This is a genomic window from Gemmatimonas sp. UBA7669 (genome assembly GCF_002483225.1).
Lineage (GTDB): Bacteria > Gemmatimonadota > Gemmatimonadetes > Gemmatimonadales > Gemmatimonadaceae > Gemmatimonas.
This window is the reverse complement of record NZ_DLHL01000051.1, coordinates 114,764-130,979: the sequence shown is the minus strand read 5'-3', so window position 1 is coordinate 130,979 and position 16,216 is coordinate 114,764. Positions and strand designations below refer to the sequence as shown.

The following is a 16,216-nucleotide window of genomic DNA, read 5'->3' as shown; positions in this document are numbered from 1 at the left end:
GAGGACCACAACATGCTTCGTTCCCTCTACGCCGGTGTGTCCGGCCTGCGCAACAACCAGGTGCGCATGGACGTGATCGGTAACAACATCGCCAACGTCAACACGGTGGCCTTCAAGGCCGGCCGCGTGACCTTCAAGGAAGGCTTCGCCCAGCTCCTGCAGGGCGCCAGCCGTCCGCCCGGCGATCAGGGTGGTATCAACCCCATCCAGATCGGTCTCGGCATGCAGATCGGGTCCATCGACCAGATCTTCAACCAGGGCAATCTCGAGACCACCGGTCTCAACACGGACATCGCCATTCAGGGCGACTCGTTCTTCGTCGTGCGCAAGGGCAACCAGTCGTTCTACACGCGCGCCGGCAACTTCCAGGTGGACGCGCTCGGCCAGCTGGTCTCGCCGGCCAACGGCTTCATCGTCCAGGGCCGCATGTACGACAACGGCCAGATCCAGGACGGCATCCAGGACATCAAGCTGCCCTTCGGCCAGAAGGTCTCCGCCAACCCCACCACGGAAGCGACGCTCGCCGGCAACCTGAACGCCTCGGCGCCCATCTTCCAGGGTGACTTCAACGACCCGCTCGATCGCTCGCTGCCCATCAACGAGAAGGCCTGGACGGAATCGCAGATTGCCGTCTACGACTCGCAGGGCACCAAGCACGACATCAAGCTGCAGATGTGGAAGACCGGCCCGAACTCCTGGGACTGGCGCATTGATCCCATCGCGTCGTCGCAGCAGTTCGACGTGCAGACCGACGGCAACTCGCCGCCGAGCAACATCGCGCTGCCCACGCCGCCGGCCGGCTACGAAATCCTGCCCGCCAACGTGAAGGTGTACAGCACCACGGGCGTTGAGTACAACTCACCGGCCGACTTCACCTTCGATCCGGGATCGGGCGAGATCACGTTCACGGCCAACATGCCGATCAACTCGCAGATCAAGGTCGGCTACTTCATGAGCCCGGACACGGCCACGGCCAGCGAGAACAGCGGCACGTTCACGTTCGACAACGCCGGTATCCTCAACACCAACATCTCGGCCACGCTGAACTTCGCCGTGCCGGGTGCCAATGCCGTGCGCATCGACCTCAAGCTCGGCGGCGGCGTGAACGGTCTGACGCAGTTCGCCTCCACGGCCTCCACCGCCGTGCTGCGCGACCAGAACGGCTTCACGGCCGGTACGCTGCAGAACTTCTCCATCGACCGTTTCGGTCTGATCACGGGCTTCTTCACCAACGGCACCACCTCGCCGCTGGCCCGCATCGTGCTCGCCGACTTCAACAACCCGTCCGGTCTCCAGCGCATCGGCGACAACATGTACCAGGAGTCGGCCAACTCCGGCGGCGCCGTGCTCGGCTTCGCCCTCGAAGGCTCCCAGTCGCAGATGACCAGCGGCGCCCTGGAAATGTCGAACGTGGACCTGGCGCAGGAATTCACGAACATGATCGTGGCCCAGCGCGGCTTCCAGGCCAACGGCAAGGTGGTCTCCACCTCCGACGAAATCCTGCAGGAGCTGATGCAGATCAAACGCTAAGGACTGAGGGCGACTAGGCAAAAGGTGCCGCACCGCGCCAGACCTGCCCGGTTTTGCCGGGTGTCCGGCCGGAGGTTCCCTCGCCAAACCGCCCTCCGGAAGTTGCGCTAAAGCGTTCAATTTCAATAGCTTATACATCTCGCCCCCGGGCCGGCTCCACGCTGGCACGGGGGCTGCTTTATGGGGGAACGTCAGGATCACCCTTTTTCCGAACGTTCCCATGGCCAACGAAGACGCTCAGGTCGCTGAAGAAGCCGCCCCCGCCAGCAAGCCCAAGCTGCCCCTGCTCATCGGCATGGTGGCCGTGGGCCTGGCCGTCGGTGGTGGCACCGGCGCCGCCTTCCTGGGCCCCATGGTGGCCAAGAAGCTCGGCAAGGAAGTCACCCCCGTGGTCGCGCATGCCGATTCCGCCGGCGCCGAAGACGAGGCGGCGGCAGAAGACTCCACCGCGGAAGGCGCCGCCACCCCGGTGCACCTGCTCGAGAATCTGGTGCTCAACCCGGCCGGCTCAGGCGGTAGCCGCTTCCTGCTGCTCACCGTGGCCATGGAAGTCGGCTCGGCCAAGGCCGCCGAAGACTTCAAGAATCGCGACGCCGAATTGCGCGACATCATCCTCACCTCGCTGGGCACCAAGTCGGTGGACGAACTCACCGACATCTCGCGGCGTGAGGCCTTCAAGAAGGAATTGCACACGGCCGTGACCGCCCGCTTCGGCAAGAAGGCCGTCAAGAGCCTCTACTTCCCGCAGTTCGTCGTTCAGTAAGCGGCCCTTCCTCCCGATACCGCGATGAGCTCGGAAACCCTCTCACAAACCGACATCGACCGCCTGCTCGGTGGCGGCGGCACGTCGCGCAACACGGCGTCGTTCGCCACGCAGGGCCTCGATGTGCAGGTCTACGACTTCCGGCGTCCGCACCGCGTCTCCAAGGAGCGCCTGCGCACGCTGGAAGCCATGTACGAGCGTCTGGTGAAGGGCCTCGAAGCCTGGCTCATCTCGCGCGTGCGCGGACAGATCGAAGTGCGCCTGCAGAGCGTGGAGCAGTTCTCCTTCGGTGAGTTCACGCTCTCGCTGCCCATGCCCTGCTCGTCCTTCATCTTCGACATTGCGGGCACGGGGCAGAAGGGCGTCATCGACGTGGGTCCCGAGTTCAGCACCTACATCGTGGACCGGCTCTTCGGTGGCGAAGGCGGTGGCAGCGCCCTCACGCGCGCCCTCACGCCCATCGAGCGCATGGCCGTGCGCAGCGTGGCCGACAAGGTTGCCGCGCTTCTGCAGGAAATCTGGCAGGACCATGTGCCCATGGATATCAACATCACGGGCTTCGAATCGTCGCCGGAAATCCTCCAGGTCGTCAACCGTGAAGATCCGGTGCTGGTGGCCAACGTGGAGTTCAGCACGGGCAACGTGAGCAGCCTGCTGCTGCTCTGCCTTCCCTTCTCGGTGCTCGACAAGTTCTTCACCTCGAGTGGTCAGCAGCGTCTCGCGCTGCTCACCACCAACGAGCAGGAGCGCGAAACGACGCGCCTGCGCAGTGAAGCCGCGCTGCGCGCCACCAAGGTGCCGCTCACCGCGCGCCTCCCCGACTTCCAGCTCTCCATGCGTGACCTCGCGAACATCGCCGAGGGCAGCATCATCCCCACCGGCATTCCCAAGGACGCCCGCGTTCTCGTGCGTGCCGGTCTGCAGGAACGCTTCATCGGCCACGCCGGCCGCGTGAACGGCAACCTGGCAGTGCGCATCGTCGATGCCCTGCCCACCGCTTCGACCCCCGACTCCCGGACTTCCGCATGAATCCCGCTGAAATCGACGCGCTGGTGGCCAGCGCGCAGGCGGCCAAGGCTGCCGGTCAGCCGCTCTCGTCGCTCAAGGAAGAATCGGCCGCGCCGCTCTCGGCATCGACCGCCCGTGCGCCGCAACTCACCGACTTCGAGCAGACCATGCTCGGCAGCACCGAGGTGCCCATCGGCATGCTGCTCGATCTCACACTGCCCGTGTCCATCGAGCTCGGCCGCACGAGCATGACGGTGCAGGAAATTCTCCGCCTCGGTCGCGGCTCGGTCATTCAGCTCGATCGCCTGGCCGGTGAGCCCATCGACATCTACGTCGGCGATCGTCGCTTCGCGGAAGGCGAAGTGGTGGTGCTTGGCGAGCATTTCGGTGTGCGCATCACGCGTGTGCTGGCCAATCCTGCGGCCGCTGGCGCGGCCAACGCGGCGTGACACGCATGACGACCTTCGTCAGCGACTACGTCCCGCCTACCACCTGATCCACGGATCTCGCTCGCATGTTCATCGCCGGACTCGGAGTCGTTGCTGCGCTGGCCTTTGTGCTGGGGCTCGGGGCCTTGTGCCTCTGGGGCCTCAAGCGCTGGGGAGCCGGGCCGTTGCGCGCGCGCACGCGAGTGCCGGTGGAAGTCGTGCAGCGTGTGCCACTCGGTCCCAAGACGGGGCTCGCGGTGGTGCGCGTGGGCGAGAAGGTGATGGCACTCAGTGTTGGTGACGGCGGTGTGCGTCCGCTGTTCGAGTTGGATGAAGCCGATCGGCAGCGCGTGATTGCGACGAGCCTGGTGCCCATGCCGCTCGAGTCGAGCGCCGAGGCCACGGCGGCGTTTGCGCCCATCGCCCCCGCGGGGTTCGCGACGAACTTCGGCGCGATGCTGGGTCAGTCGCTGCGCAGGGAATTGGGGATGTCCGCGTCGGCGGTGACCCCGACTCAGACCCAGACCCAAACCCCGACCCCGACCCCGACTGCAGTTCGCGTCGAGGCTGCTGCCCCAATGGCTTCCGTCGCACCGGCTTCTGTGGTCAAGGCTATCGCAGTTTGCAGTTCTGTAGACGCCGAAATCCCTCGGTTTCTCACTGCTCCGTCCCGCAGTTCAAACGACCGCGACTTCCGCAGCATGCTCGGCGTCTCGCTGAGCGGCGCCACCAAACTGGCCGTGCTCGTGGGCGCGATGGTGCTCACCGCCGCACCAGCCCTCAGCGCCCAGACCGCGACCCAGACCGCGACCCAGACTGCGACCCAGCCGGCATTGCAGCCGCCCGTCGCGCCGGCCGCGCCCACCATCCCGGCCGCCGCCGGGCGTCAGCCCTTGCGCACCGCCACACCGGCTCGCGCCGCGACTGCCCCTGGCGCCGCACAAACCGCTGCGCAGACCCAGCCGCGCACCGGCAACGGAGCGACGGTCGCCAATCAAGGCACGGCCAGCACGCGGCCCACCAACAACATGGTCACCGCGCCCGCTGCCACGCCCAATGGCAATGCGGCCGCGGCCACGCCGGCGCCAATCGCTGCCGATGATGCCGTCATGCGCATGATGCCGCAGATGGACATCCAGCTGGGCGGCAACGGCGAAGGCGAAGGCCTGCGTCTCAATGGCACGGTGGGCATCGTGGTCATGATGGGGCTGCTCACGCTGCTCCCCACACTGATCCTGATGATGACGGGTTTCACCCGCATCCTCATCGTACTGCACTTCCTCAAGCAGGCCATGGGTACACAGACGGCGCCGCCGGGTCAGTTGCTGGCCGGCATGGCGCTGCTGCTCACAGGCTTTGTCATGGGCCCCACGCTCGCCGAAGTGAATCGCACGGCCGTCACGCCCTGGCTCGATGGGCAGATGACGCAGGTGGAGATGATGAAGACCGGTGTGCAGCCGCTCAGAGCCTTCATGCTCAAGCAGACGCGTGAGTCGGACCTCAAGGCCTTCATCGAGATGAGCCGCATGCCACGCCCCGCCACGGTCGACGACGTGCCACTGCATGTGCTCATGTCGGCCTTTGTGGCGAGCGAGTTGCGCACGGCCTTTCAGATCGGCTTCGCCATTTACCTGCCGTTCATCATCATCGACGCCGTCGTTGCCTCGGTGCTCATGAGCATGGGCATGTTCATGCTCCCGCCGGCCATGATTTCATTGCCCTTCAAGCTGCTGCTCTTTGTGCTCGTGGACGGGTGGAGTCTCACCATCACCAGCCTGGTGCAAAGCTTCAAGTAGCACGGCGGTTGCGTGCACTCAACGCAACTCAAATTCCACCCATGCGGATTCACCGGCGCCGAGTTGCACACTGCGGCGTCCGGTGAACGGCCCGAGTCGGGCCTCGAGATTGTACCAACCCGCCGCAAGACCACCGAGTTGAAATGCGCCGGTTTCATCAGTGATGGAGGCAATGTCCGGATGAGGCGTGTCGCCTTCGACAATCATCACCGTCGCCTCCACGGCGGCATGGCCATCAGCCAAAACGCGGCCAATGACCATGCCGGCTCGTTGCGAGTCGTCCATCAGCGACGATGATACCGGATCACTCACGATCCGCCCTGCGTCCGCCAGGCCTTGAGATTCTCGAACACCGGCTGCGTGATGCGCGTGGCCGAGTTGCCACCAACGTAACCGTTGGTGTGAATACCCAGCGCAATGCGCTGACCGTTGATGACCGTCCACACGGGCGAGCCGCTCTGACCACCAACCGTATCGATGTCATACGCGAAGCTGCGCGCCGATACCGACTTGATGGCGCGGGCCATCCACCATTGGCTGCCCGTCTCCCGTTCGGGCCCGAGCTTGCCACCATCGCCCGGATACCCTGACAGGTTCACCATGCGATTGAGCAGCGACGCATCGTTCCAGTGCCCGAACCCGAATCCACCAAGCGCCTGGATTGGTGCGGGCGTATTCGCGGGAAGAATGATCGCGCCATAGTCGTAGTCACGACTCGAATTGCTCACCCAACCGGTGACCGAGCGGAAGGTTACCGCGCGCACTGAGCCGTAGGGGCGGAGTCCGCCATTGCGTCCAGGCGCCACGTCGATGTACGAGGGCCAGCCACCTGCCGAGTGGATGTATACGCAGTGCCCGGCCGTGATGACCGTGCGCTTGCCGATCATGAAACCGGTGCCAACATACTGCGAGCCATTGCGCGCGCGAATGGTGAGATGACAGATCCGCCGCCACGGAATGTCGGTGGTGTTGCGAATGCGGGTGCGATCGTCGGTGCCGATGATGACCTCGAGCTGTTCCGCCGCGGCCTCCATTTCAGCTTCGAGATCCTCATCGGACTCCACCGCTTCGCTTTCCTGCGCCTTGCCGCCCAGCAACTTCGTGGCCGTGCCAACCACGGAGGCCACGCGCCCCAATGTGCGGCGATTGAGCACGCGCTTCTTGATGACCGGCAGCACCGTGGACAACAACACCGGCGCGAGCTTGGTCAGAATGGGAAGGAATTCCTTGTCATCGAGTGCGGCATCCGCGGTGAACGCGTCGGGGATTGCGCTCTCGTCCATGACGCGCGACTCCGTGAGCGCGCGCGCATCGACGCCCTCCACCGATTCCAGTCCCGACTCCTCACCCATCGATTCGGTTGAGGTGGGCGCCGGATCGAATTCCGTGGCGTTGCCGGTTCCCGACACGGGTCGATGCGCGGCCGAATCATCGACCGTCTTCGCGCCAGACTCGACAGACGGTGGTGTGTAGCTGCCGGTGATCTCCTCAGCCGTTTCACCGGTCATCTGCGCGAAGGTCGTGGACAGACGATTGGTGGGCGTACTCATCGAGGGTGCGGTCGCGGTTGCGGTACTGACAAAAGCGGATCCGCCGTCGTCTTCCGCGACGGTATTGGAGTTCACAGCCTCATGTGTACGCGAAGTTCGAGTGGTAGTGGCCATCCTGCCTCCGATTTGAATTGAGTGGGCCGACAACATTCGTCACCCATTGCGCTGTCACCATGATCCGAAAGCACCAATTTGGATTGAGGCGCGAACTGATCCTGAAGGTGTGGATCGTTGTGCACCGGATCTGCATCGCGGCTGTGATGTGTGACGCATTCTTTGCTGGCGTCGATGTCGGTCGCGCCCATATTGGGACGCGCGCCTGCGCCCGCTGCATGAGCCAATGCCTGCGACGTTCCTGGCGTCCAATGCCGCGCACGCCACATGGATCTGCCTATGGTCTTCTCGCGAGATGCCGAACTGGAGCGGAGCGCACCGCCACGCATTCTGGTGCTGAGCGCCGTGCGTCTGCTGCGCGATGCCATCGCCAGAGCGCTCGACGGCGAGGGATTCAGCGCCGTGCGTTTCGCCTCCCCGCTGACCCTGCCTGACGACTGGGCCGACACGGCGCCCGATGTCGTGCTTGCTGATATCGGCAGCCCGCAGATGCTCGAGCGCATGCGTCAGGTGTCGGCGCTGTTTCCGCGCGCCCGCATCATCGCCTTTGGCGTGGACGACAACGAGGCCGACGTGCTGGCATGTGTCGAGGCCGGAGCCGCCGGGTTTCTCGTGCGTGAGAGCGGCCCTGCCGATCTGCGACTCGCGATCGACAGCGTCATTCGTGACGAGCTGATCTGCTCGCCCCGCGTTGCGGCGGCGCTGCTTCGTCGCGCGGCGCGCGTTGCCGCCCACACCGGATTGTCATCCACCGTCAGGGCGTCGGCATCAGACAGTACACCGACGCCAACGCCAACGCGGCTGACGGCGCGTGAGCGTCAGGTGCTGGCGCTCGTTGACCGCGGCATGAGCAACAAGGAAATCGGCGCCGCGCTGCACATCAGCGTGGCTACGGTAAAGCATCACGTGCACAACATCCTCGAAAAACTGCAGGTGCGGCGGCGCTGGGCTGCCGCCGCACAGCTGCACCTGCCATTGGGCGAGACCTCGCCGTAGTAATGCAGCCGGGCGCGCTCAATGCGCGCTCAATGCGCGTTCAATGCGCGTTCAATGCGCGCGCGTCCAGATGGCGATGACGCCGCACCAGTTGTCGGTGCGCAGCCCCGCAAGCTCGGGCGGCAAACGCGCCGGGCCGTTGAACACTTCCACGCCGTGCACATCAGCCGGAACGAGGGCGTCGATATTCGACAGCGGCGGCATCAGGATGCCGTCGATGACCACACGCATGACACACTGAACCAGCCCGAATCCGACGCGATCGGCAGCGCGCGACGGCTTGGCTCCGCGACTCGACACCGCGACAATCGATCCCGAGGAGTCCGCGAGCTGCAGCCCGCCCAGTCCACGCAGCATGCGCGAGAGGCGCGGTGGATTCACGCGCTCGATGTCTTCGCGGCTGATGACGGCGCTTGCCGCGCCGCTGGCGCGGCGCCGTTCGAAATCGTCGAGGCGCGGGCTGACAACCTGATCGCCGACGACGCGCACCCCGACCAGCTGAATGGCCGCCGATTCGAGCCTGAGGCTGTAGGTGTTGTGCCCCGACGCCACACGCAGGGTCACGCGAGCCCGGTCCATTCCAAGGCGGCGTGCCTGCACCTGCAGGGCCCCGGGCGTCAGCCCCGAGAAGCGTACCAACCCGAGGGTGTCCGTCCTCAGCATGACGGTCCTGCCCCTCGAGGACTCGACGCGGATCTCGGCGCCGACCACCGCCTGATCGCTGGCGTCGAGCACCCGCAGTTCGAGCACCGCGGACGTGTCAGACTGGGCAGCCAGCTGCACGATCGGCGTCAGGATCCCGAGGCACAGCGCACGCATCCATCGCCCCAGCATGTAGCCTCCCGGCGGCATATCCTCGATTTTCGGCTTCTGTTCGACTCCAGGCCCCCATCAGACCGCGATGTGCAATTCTTGCCGCCCACCAATTTGGTGATCCCGCCGACAATTCGCCCCCGGCAATTCGTGCCGCCTGACGAGGCCAGAAACCCAAAACTCAAAACCTGAACTCAGAACCCAAAACTAATCCTTTCAACAACTTAGCCAATCAAACCAAAGCCAGAAAAAGCTGGCACAGTCCCTGCTCTATGTCCGGTCGACCCGTCACACCTCTCTCAGACCGACCGGATGTCTCACCAACTCGTCATCGACCTCACCCGCGACGCGATCCTGACCGCCCTCATGGTCGCCGCGCCCCTGCTGCTCATCGCGCTGGGTATCGGGTTGCTGGTCTCCATCATCCAGTCAGTCACGCAGATCCAGGAGCAGACGCTCTCCTTCGTCCCCAAGCTCGTGCTCGTCGGCGGCGCCTTCATCGTCGGCATGCCCTGGCTGCTCCAGATCCTCATCAAGTTCACCACCCAGATCATCCGCGGCATTCCCGCGATGGTCGCCTGAGCCGCCGACCGGACACCGCCCAGTGAACGACGGCAGCCTGCTCTTCGGTCTCCCCGATTTCTTCGCCCCCGGCGTGGCCACGGCCTTCGTGCTCACCGCGCTGCGTGTGGGCGGGCTGCTGCTCATTGCCCCGGCGTGGTCGGCCAAGACCGTGCCCATGCAGCTGCGCACTGCACTGCTTGTGGTGTTTGCCGTCATCCTGCTGCCCTCGGCGCTGGCTACGACCGACACCACCTCGCTGCGCATCACGCCGGCCACCTTCCTCGCCGAAACCGCCATGGGCTTTGCCCTCGGCTATGCCGCCGCACTCGTGGTGGCCGGCGCGGAGTTCGCCGGTGAGCTCATCACCACCACCATTGGTCTTTCCGGCGCCGCGATCTTCGATCCCATCAACAACACTCAGGGCGCCGTCATGGGGCCCTTCATGCAGTTGATGGCGCTCACGCTGCTGCTCATCAGCGGCGGACACATTCTCATGCTCAAGGCCGTCGCCATGAGCTTGGTGGCGCTGCCGCTCGGCGCGCCGGTGGCCCTCGACCAGGGCTTTCTCGTGCTGGTCCAGGCCGCCTCGCAGATCTTCGCGGCCGGCGTGCAGTTTGCCGCGCCCGTCATTGCCGCTGTGCTGCTCGCAAACATTGCGCTTGCCGTGCTTGGCCGCGCCGCGCCCAAGCTGCAGGTCATGAGCATCGCCTTCCCCTTGCAGATCGGACTCGGCCTCTTCGTGTTTGCCGGCTCCGTTGGCATCATCGCCCATGCGCTCAGCGATTGGCAGCAGCCGTTCGCGCGCACCATGGACTCCTTTGCACGTGCCGCGCAGATGGCTCCCGCTCCGGGTGCCACCACTGCGCCCGTGCCGGCGGGGAGGCGCTGACCATGGCGGAAAACGAATCCGGCGAAAAGACCGAAGAACCGACTGGTAAACGGCTCGAGGAAGCGCGCGAAAAGGGCCAGATCGCCAAGAGCCCCGAGTTTGCCACGGCGGCCTTTCTCCTCGGCTTCATTCTCGTCTTCAGCTTTGCCGGTCCAGAGCTCTGGCAGTTCCTCGTCGGCACCATGGGGCAGACGCTGGCCACCAGCGGCGACTCGGTGCTTCGCGGCGAAGGCATGATCACGCATCTGCAGACGATCAGCTTCCGCACCATCGTGGCCATGCTCGGCGTGACCTGCGCCATGGCTGTCATTGGCGTGGCCATCCAGGCGGCGCAGACTGGTGGACTGTTCACGCTCAAGACCCTCGAGCCCAAGTTCTCGCGCCTCAATCCCCTCTCGAACGCCGGCCAGATTCTCGGCAAGCAGTCGTGGGTGGAGCTCGTCAAGTCGCTGGTCAAGATGGGCATCGTGGGCTACGCCGTGTACGCCACGCTGCAAAACGCCTGGCCTGACATTCAGGCCCTCGCCCTCGAGTCTTCGCCCACGGCGCTGCTCGATGTGGTGGGCCGCTACGGCATGGCCATTCTCAAGAATGCCGGCATCATGTTCCTCGTGCTGGCCGCGGCCGACTACGGCTTCCAGCGCTGGAAGACCAATGAAGACCTCAAGATGACCAAGCAGGAGGTCAAGGATGAGCACAAGCAGCAGGAAGGCAATGCGGAAGTGAAGAGTCGCCGCCGTCAGGTGGCGCGTGAGCGCATTCGCCGTCAGATGTTTGCGGCGGTCCAGAAGGCGGATGTCGTGATCGTGAACCCGACGCACATCGCCATCGCCATCAAGTACGATCCCGACGTCGCGCCGGCGCCCTACGTGGTGGCCCTTGGCGAACGCAAGATCGCGCAGCGCATCAAGGAACTCGCGTTCAAGCACGGCGTGCCCGTCATCGAGAACAAGCCGGTGGCGCGCGCGCTCATCAAGGTGGCCAAGGTGGGCACCATGATCCCTGTGGAGATGTATCTGGCGGTGGCCGAAGTGCTGGCCTTCGTGCTGCGGCAGCGCCAGCGATACGGCAACGGCTGGCGCGGAACGGCGGCGGCATGAACCGGCTGAGGACTGAACTGTGACCAGCGCCGCGCTTCCCATGCCCGGCAGTGCCAACAAGGCCCGCCTTGCCGAAATCGGCGTGGCCGTGGTCGTCGTGCTCATCCTGGCACTCATCGTGGTGCCACTGCCGGCACCGCTGCTCGACCTCTGCCTCGCCGCCAGCATCGGTGTCTCGCTGGCCGTGCTGCTGGTGGCGCTCTACACCACCAACCCGCTCGACTTCAGCAGCTTCCCGGCCCTCATCCTGCTGCTGACGCTGTTCCGTATCGGCCTCAATGTCTCGTCCACGCGCCTCATTCTTACCGAAGCGCACGCGGGCAAGGTCATCGAGGCGTTCGGCAAGTTCGTCATCGGCGGCAACTACGCCGTCGGCGTCGTCATCTTCCTGATTCTCATCGGCATCAACTTCATCGTCATCACCAAGGGTGCCGGGCGCATCGCCGAAGTCGCGGCGCGCTTCACCCTCGATGCGATGCCGGGCAAGCAGATGGCCATCGACGCCGACCTCTCGGCCGGCCTCATCGACGAGAAGGAAGCGCGTCAGCGCCGCGACGAGATCGCGCGCACCGCCGACTTCTACGGCGCCATGGACGGTGCCTCCAAGTACGTGAAGGGCGACGCCATCCTCGGCATCCTTGTCGTCATCATCAATGTCGTCGGTGGCATCTTCATCGGTGTCATCCAGCGCGGCATGGACATCGGCAAGGCCGCCAGCACCTACACCATCCTCACCGTCGGTGATGGCCTGGTGTCGCAGGTGCCCGCGCTCATCATCTCGACCGCGGCGGGCCTCATGGTCACCGCAGCCACGAGCACCGACAAGATGGGTGCGGTGCTCAGCAAGCAGCTCGGCGCACATCCGCGTTCCATGTGGATCGTGGCCGGTGTGCTGGCCGCCTTCGGTCTCATTCCCGCACTGCCCACCTTCCCCTTCCTCGCCATGGCGGCCGTGGCCGCCTACGTGGCGCAGGTGGCCACCAAGGCCGAGAAGCGCCGCGCCGAACTGGCGCTGCTCACCGTGCCCAGCGACACCGAGATCGCCGACGCGCCCGCCGCGCCCGATCCCATGCAGGACCTCCTGCAGATCGATCCCATCGAGCTCGAAGTGGGCTACGCGCTCATTCCGCTCGTCGACGAGGGCCAGGGTGGTGATCTGCTCGAGCGCATCTCGCTGCTGCGCAAGCAGGCCGCGCTCGAACTTGGCATCCTCGTGCCGCCCATCCGCATTCGCGACGATATCCGTCTGCCGGCCAACGAGTACGTCATCAAGCTGCGTGGCAGTGAAGTGGCGCGCGCCGAAGTGCTGCCGCGCTTCCTCATGGCGCTCAACACCGGTGGCGTGGTCGCGGAAATCGACGGGATGGAAACCGTGGACCCGTCCTTCGGCATGCCCGCACGTTGGGTGGCCGCCGCACGCCGCAGCGAGGCCGAAGCACTCGGCTACGTCGTGGTCGAACCGACCACCGTTGTCGCCACGCACCTGCTCGAAACGCTCAAGGGCAGCGCCGCCGAACTGCTTGGCCGTCAGGAAGTGCAGGAGATGGTGGAGACGCTCAAGAAGTCGCACCCCGCCCTCGTGGAAGAAATCATCCCGGGCAAGGTGTCGCTCAGTGTGCTGCACCGCGTGCTGCAGCGTCTGCTGCGCGAGCGCGTGCCCATTCGCGATCTCGTCACCATTCTCGAAGCCCTGGGCGATGGTGCCGAAAGCACCAAGGACCCCGAAGCGCTCACCGAAGTGGTGCGCAAGGCGCTCACCAACGTCATCGCGCGACTCTTCGCCGACAACACCGGCACCGTGCGGGGCATCACCATCGGGGCACGGCTCGAGAGTGCGCTCGTGGGCCTCTTCTCGCCGCGCAGCGCAAACCCCGCCGCACCCGTGCTCACGCCGGAGTCTCTCGCCGGCATGCTGCGCGATCTCAACAACCTCGCCACCACCTATGCGGTGGATGGTCGTCCGCTGCCGCTCATCACACCGCCCTCACTGCGCGTGGGTGTGCGACGCCTGATCGAACCGGTGTTGCCCAGCCTGCCCGTGGTCTCGTTGGCCGAGCTGCCCGCCCAGATCACCCTGAGCAGCGTCGCCACGTGGGAGATGCCGAATGCCTGAGTACACCAACTATCCCGCTCTCGAGCGCTTCCGCGGCGCCGACCTGTCGCACGTCGCCGATCGCGCCCGTCGCACCCTCGGCGACGACGTCATGATTCTGCACACGCGCACCGTGCGTGATGCCGGCGTGCCCATGGTGGAAGTCATGGCTGCACCCAGCACCACCGTGGAACGCGTGCGCGCACGTCTCGAGCCCGCACCGCTGCCGCGTGTGCTGCGCAAGGCGGACGGGCGCCCCTACTGCATTGCCCTCGTCGGCCCCACGGGTGCCGGCAAGACCACCACGGCCGCGAAGCTCGCGGTGCGCCGCGGCATGTTTGGCGCCGCGCGTCCTGGTCTGCTTACCATCGACACCTATCGGGTGGGTGGCATGGAGCAGCTCGCCACCTATGCCGAACTCGCCGACGTGCCGTTCGAAGTCGTGTACGACGCGCGCGAAGTGGATGCCGCCATCAAGCGGCTCTCGGCCGACTGCGATGTCGTCATCATCGATACGCCGGGCCGCAGCCCGGCCAGCGCCGAGCTCACCGAGCGCTGGCGCACACTGCTCGACGCCATCGCGCCAGACGAAGTGCATCTCGTGCTGCCGGCCTCGCTGCGCGCCGACCTCGCCATCGACATCGGCCGCGCCTATCGCGCCACGCGCACGCACTGCGGCGCCACACATCTCGTGCTCTCCAAGCTCGACGAAGTGCCACGCGAAACCGGCATCACCGATCTCGCACTGTCGCTCGAAATGCCCACGCGCTGGGTGGCCGATGGACAGGACGTGCCCGCCGATCTCAAGCCCGGTGTGCCGCGCTTGCTGCGCGCTTGGGGTCTCTCGGCCGACGCCGAGCCTGACTGGACGCCGGCCTGATGGTCACCTCACTCATGAGTCCTCCGCGCGGAACCGTGCCCGCCTCTCCGTCGCAGGCTGACGCGCTGCGTGATGCCGTGGGCCGCGATGGCATCGCGGCAACCAACCCGTCGGCCGGTGGCACACCCACGCTGCTCGTGGCCAGTGGCCGTGGCGGCTCGGGCACCACGCTGCTCTCGGCGCTGCTGGCGGTGGCCGCTGCCGGCGACGGCGTGCGTGTGCTGCTCGTGGACGCCGACGATTTTGTGGGACCGCTGGCCATGACTCTCGGTGTGACACCACAGGCCAGTTGGACCGATCTGCGTGGCGGCCGCGTGACGCCATCGCAGGTGGCCACTCCCGTCAGCAGTACTCTCACGCTGGTGGCCGGCGGTGCGCCGCGCCAGGGCGCAGACGCCGACGGTGCGACGGCTGTGGCCATCACGGCTGCGGAGCGCCGCGCCTGCATGCGTCGTCTGTCACCGCTGACCGAACAGGCCGATCTGGTGGTGGTGGACTGTGGCGCGCGCCTCGATCCGGTGCTCGCCGCCATCGCACCGCACGCCAACGAACGCCTCGTGGCCGTCTCGGCCGGCAGTGACCCGGTGGCCCTGGCCGCCACCTATGCCCTCTGCAAGGCGGTGCACACCCGGCACCGTGCCCTTCCGGTGGACGTGCTCGTCAATCGGCATGAGGGGAGCGAGGCAGCCCGCTGCTTCGACGCCATCGATGCCGGTGCCCGTCAGTTCCTTGGACTTTCGCTGCGCCTGGCCGGAGCCATTCCGGCCGATCCTACGCTCGACGCCGCACTTCGCCGGGGCATGCCTTTCCCCGACGCGGCGGCTGGTTCCCCAGCGGCGCTTGCTGCTCACGATGTCGTGATGCGCGCCCTGTCAGTTCGCTCCCCCTCCCGTTCTGGTGTCTGATCGTGACTCTCGCGACCTCTGCAGGATCCGCCATGCATGCGAAGCTCTGGCAATCGTATCAGGCCGGCAATCAGATGGCCCGTGACCGTCTCCTCGAGGAGCATCTCGGACTGGTGCATCACGTGGCGCGACAGGTCTCGCGCACCCTGGCCGTGCGGGCCGACTTCGACGAGCTGGTGAGTGCCGGCACGATCGGCCTCATGACCGCGCTCGAGGGCTTCGACGCCGCGCGCGGCCTGGCCTTCAGTACCTTTGCCGCTCCGCGCATCCGCGGCGCCATTCTCGACGAGCTGCGCAAGCAGGATCACGTGCCACGCAGCATTCGCCGCAAGACGCGCGAAATTGGTGCCGCACGCGAGAGCTTCCAGCGTCTGCATGGTCGCGCGCCGGAAGACCGTGAGCTGGCCGAGCAGTTGGGGGTGGACATGGGCACGCTGTGGCGTTGGCAGGCCGACGTGGAAGGCGCGCACCACATTCCGCTCGACCGCGCGCCCGGCGAGCGCGAGAACACCACGCCCGTGCCGGCGGAAACGCTGACGTCGCATGACGAGCAGGGCGTCGAGGACAGCCTCACGCACGAGCAGGAAGTGTCGCACCTCAAGGACGCCATTCTGCGTCTCAAGGAGCAGGAGCGCGTGGTGCTGTCGCTGTATTACTTCGAAGAGCTCAAGCTGCACGAGATTGCCAAGGTGCTCGAGCTCACCGAGTCGCGCGTGTCGCAGATTCGCAGCAAGGCCCTCAGCAAGTTGCGCGTGGAGCTCAAGCCGCTGCGCGATCAGGTGGCTTGA

Annotated in this window: 16 protein-coding genes; 13 read left to right on the top strand and 3 right to left on the bottom strand. The window is 65.8% G+C overall.

Features of this window, described 5'->3' with window-relative positions; translation table 11 throughout:
• Positions 1-12: 12 nt before the first annotated feature.
• From B2747_RS14690 to fliP, 5 genes are all read left to right on the top strand, one after another.
• The gene (locus B2747_RS14690; RefSeq protein WP_291162494.1) at positions 13-1,530 is read left to right on the top strand and encodes a flagellar hook protein FlgE; all 1,518 of its coding nucleotides are present in this window, start codon (positions 13-15) and stop codon (positions 1,528-1,530) included.
• A gap of 220 nt (positions 1,531-1,750) precedes the next feature.
• Positions 1,751-2,293: a flagellar basal body-associated FliL family protein gene (locus B2747_RS14685; RefSeq protein ID WP_291162492.1), complete on the top strand. Its 543-nt coding sequence runs from the start codon at positions 1,751-1,753 to the stop codon at positions 2,291-2,293.
• A gap of 24 nt (positions 2,294-2,317) precedes the next feature.
• Complete coding sequence (locus tag B2747_RS14680; protein WP_291162490.1) at positions 2,318-3,322, top strand: flagellar motor switch protein FliM; 1,005 nt, start codon at positions 2,318-2,320, stop codon at positions 3,320-3,322.
• On the top strand, positions 3,319-3,750 hold the full coding sequence (gene fliN / locus B2747_RS14675) for a flagellar motor switch protein FliN (protein WP_291162488.1): 432 nt from the start codon (positions 3,319-3,321) through the stop codon (positions 3,748-3,750). Before B2747_RS14680 ends, fliN begins: the two co-directional genes overlap by 4 nt.
• 65 nt (positions 3,751-3,815) lie before the next feature.
• Complete coding sequence (gene fliP, locus B2747_RS14670; protein ID WP_291162486.1) at positions 3,816-5,525, top strand: flagellar type III secretion system pore protein FliP; 1,710 nt, start codon at positions 3,816-3,818, stop codon at positions 5,523-5,525.
• Between the two features lie 18 nt (positions 5,526-5,543).
• Here fliP and B2747_RS14665 read toward each other — a convergent pair whose 3' ends face one another.
• On the bottom strand, positions 5,544-5,837 hold the full coding sequence (locus B2747_RS14665; RefSeq protein ID WP_291162483.1) for a carboxypeptidase-like regulatory domain-containing protein: 294 nt from the start codon (positions 5,835-5,837) through the stop codon (positions 5,544-5,546).
• The gene (locus B2747_RS14660) at positions 5,834-7,075 is read right to left on the bottom strand and encodes a trypsin-like serine peptidase (RefSeq protein ID WP_291162480.1); all 1,242 of its coding nucleotides are present in this window, start codon (positions 7,073-7,075) and stop codon (positions 5,834-5,836) included. Before B2747_RS14660 ends, B2747_RS14665 begins: the two co-directional genes overlap by 4 nt.
• Before the next feature lie 393 nt (positions 7,076-7,468).
• On the opposite strand from B2747_RS14660, the gene B2747_RS14655 reads away from it, so the two are divergent.
• Complete coding sequence (locus tag B2747_RS14655) at positions 7,469-8,185, top strand: response regulator transcription factor (protein WP_291162477.1); 717 nt, start codon at positions 7,469-7,471, stop codon at positions 8,183-8,185.
• Positions 8,186-8,236: 51 nt separating this feature from the next.
• Here B2747_RS14655 and B2747_RS14650 read toward each other — a convergent pair whose 3' ends face one another.
• Positions 8,237-9,019: a carboxypeptidase-like regulatory domain-containing protein gene (locus tag B2747_RS14650; RefSeq protein ID WP_291162475.1), complete on the bottom strand. Its 783-nt coding sequence runs from the start codon at positions 9,017-9,019 to the stop codon at positions 8,237-8,239.
• 291 nt (positions 9,020-9,310) lie between these two features.
• Between B2747_RS14650 and B2747_RS14645 the strand changes: the two genes are divergently transcribed.
• The 7 genes from B2747_RS14645 to B2747_RS14615 are packed head-to-tail and all read left to right on the top strand — an operon-like array spanning position 9,311 to position 16,216.
• Positions 9,311-9,580 (top strand): flagellar biosynthetic protein FliQ, encoded by a 270-nt coding sequence (locus B2747_RS14645; RefSeq protein ID WP_291162473.1) that lies wholly within the window; start codon positions 9,311-9,313, stop codon positions 9,578-9,580.
• A 22-nt stretch (positions 9,581-9,602) separates the two neighbouring features.
• The gene (locus tag B2747_RS14640) at positions 9,603-10,451 is read left to right on the top strand and encodes a flagellar biosynthetic protein FliR (protein WP_291162470.1); all 849 of its coding nucleotides are present in this window, start codon (positions 9,603-9,605) and stop codon (positions 10,449-10,451) included.
• 2 nt (positions 10,452-10,453) lie between these two features.
• Positions 10,454-11,551: an EscU/YscU/HrcU family type III secretion system export apparatus switch protein gene (locus B2747_RS14635; protein WP_291162467.1), complete on the top strand. Its 1,098-nt coding sequence runs from the start codon at positions 10,454-10,456 to the stop codon at positions 11,549-11,551.
• Between the two features lie 19 nt (positions 11,552-11,570).
• Positions 11,571-13,664 carry a flagellar biosynthesis protein FlhA gene (gene flhA / locus B2747_RS14630; RefSeq protein ID WP_291162464.1) on the top strand — a complete coding sequence of 698 codons (2,094 nt, stop codon included), beginning with the start codon at positions 11,571-11,573 and terminating at the stop codon, positions 13,662-13,664.
• Complete coding sequence (locus B2747_RS14625) at positions 13,657-14,523, top strand: hypothetical protein (RefSeq protein WP_291162461.1); 867 nt, start codon at positions 13,657-13,659, stop codon at positions 14,521-14,523. Before flhA ends, B2747_RS14625 begins: the two co-directional genes overlap by 8 nt.
• Before the next feature lie 35 nt (positions 14,524-14,558).
• Positions 14,559-15,428 carry a MinD/ParA family ATP-binding protein gene (locus B2747_RS14620; protein WP_291162458.1) on the top strand — a complete coding sequence of 290 codons (870 nt, stop codon included), beginning with the start codon at positions 14,559-14,561 and terminating at the stop codon, positions 15,426-15,428.
• Positions 15,429-15,460: 32 nt separating this feature from the next.
• Positions 15,461-16,216, top strand: coding sequence for a FliA/WhiG family RNA polymerase sigma factor (locus tag B2747_RS14615; protein ID WP_291162455.1), 756 nt, complete (start codon positions 15,461-15,463; stop codon positions 16,214-16,216).

Coding starts and splice junctions, on each gene's coding strand:
- B2747_RS14690 (WP_291162494.1), top strand. CDS start 13: ATGCTTCGTTCCCTCTACGCCGGTGTGTCCGGCCTGCGCAACAACCAG.
- B2747_RS14685 (WP_291162492.1), top strand. CDS start 1,751: ATGGCCAACGAAGACGCTCAGGTCGCTGAAGAAGCCGCCCCCGCCAGC.
- B2747_RS14680 (WP_291162490.1), top strand. CDS start 2,318: ATGAGCTCGGAAACCCTCTCACAAACCGACATCGACCGCCTGCTCGGT.
- fliN (WP_291162488.1), top strand. CDS start 3,319: ATGAATCCCGCTGAAATCGACGCGCTGGTGGCCAGCGCGCAGGCGGCC.
- fliP (WP_291162486.1), top strand. CDS start 3,816: ATGTTCATCGCCGGACTCGGAGTCGTTGCTGCGCTGGCCTTTGTGCTG.
- B2747_RS14660 (WP_291162480.1), bottom strand. CDS start 7,075: ATGAGTACGCCCACCAATCGTCTGTCCACGACCTTCGCGCAGATGACC.
- B2747_RS14655 (WP_291162477.1), top strand. CDS start 7,469: ATGGTCTTCTCGCGAGATGCCGAACTGGAGCGGAGCGCACCGCCACGC.
- B2747_RS14650 (WP_291162475.1), bottom strand. CDS start 9,019: ATGCTGGGGCGATGGATGCGTGCGCTGTGCCTCGGGATCCTGACGCCG.
- B2747_RS14645 (WP_291162473.1), top strand. CDS start 9,311: ATGTCTCACCAACTCGTCATCGACCTCACCCGCGACGCGATCCTGACC.
- B2747_RS14635 (WP_291162467.1), top strand. CDS start 10,454: ATGGCGGAAAACGAATCCGGCGAAAAGACCGAAGAACCGACTGGTAAA.
- B2747_RS14625 (WP_291162461.1), top strand. CDS start 13,657: ATGCCTGAGTACACCAACTATCCCGCTCTCGAGCGCTTCCGCGGCGCC.
- B2747_RS14615 (WP_291162455.1), top strand. CDS start 15,461: ATGCATGCGAAGCTCTGGCAATCGTATCAGGCCGGCAATCAGATGGCC.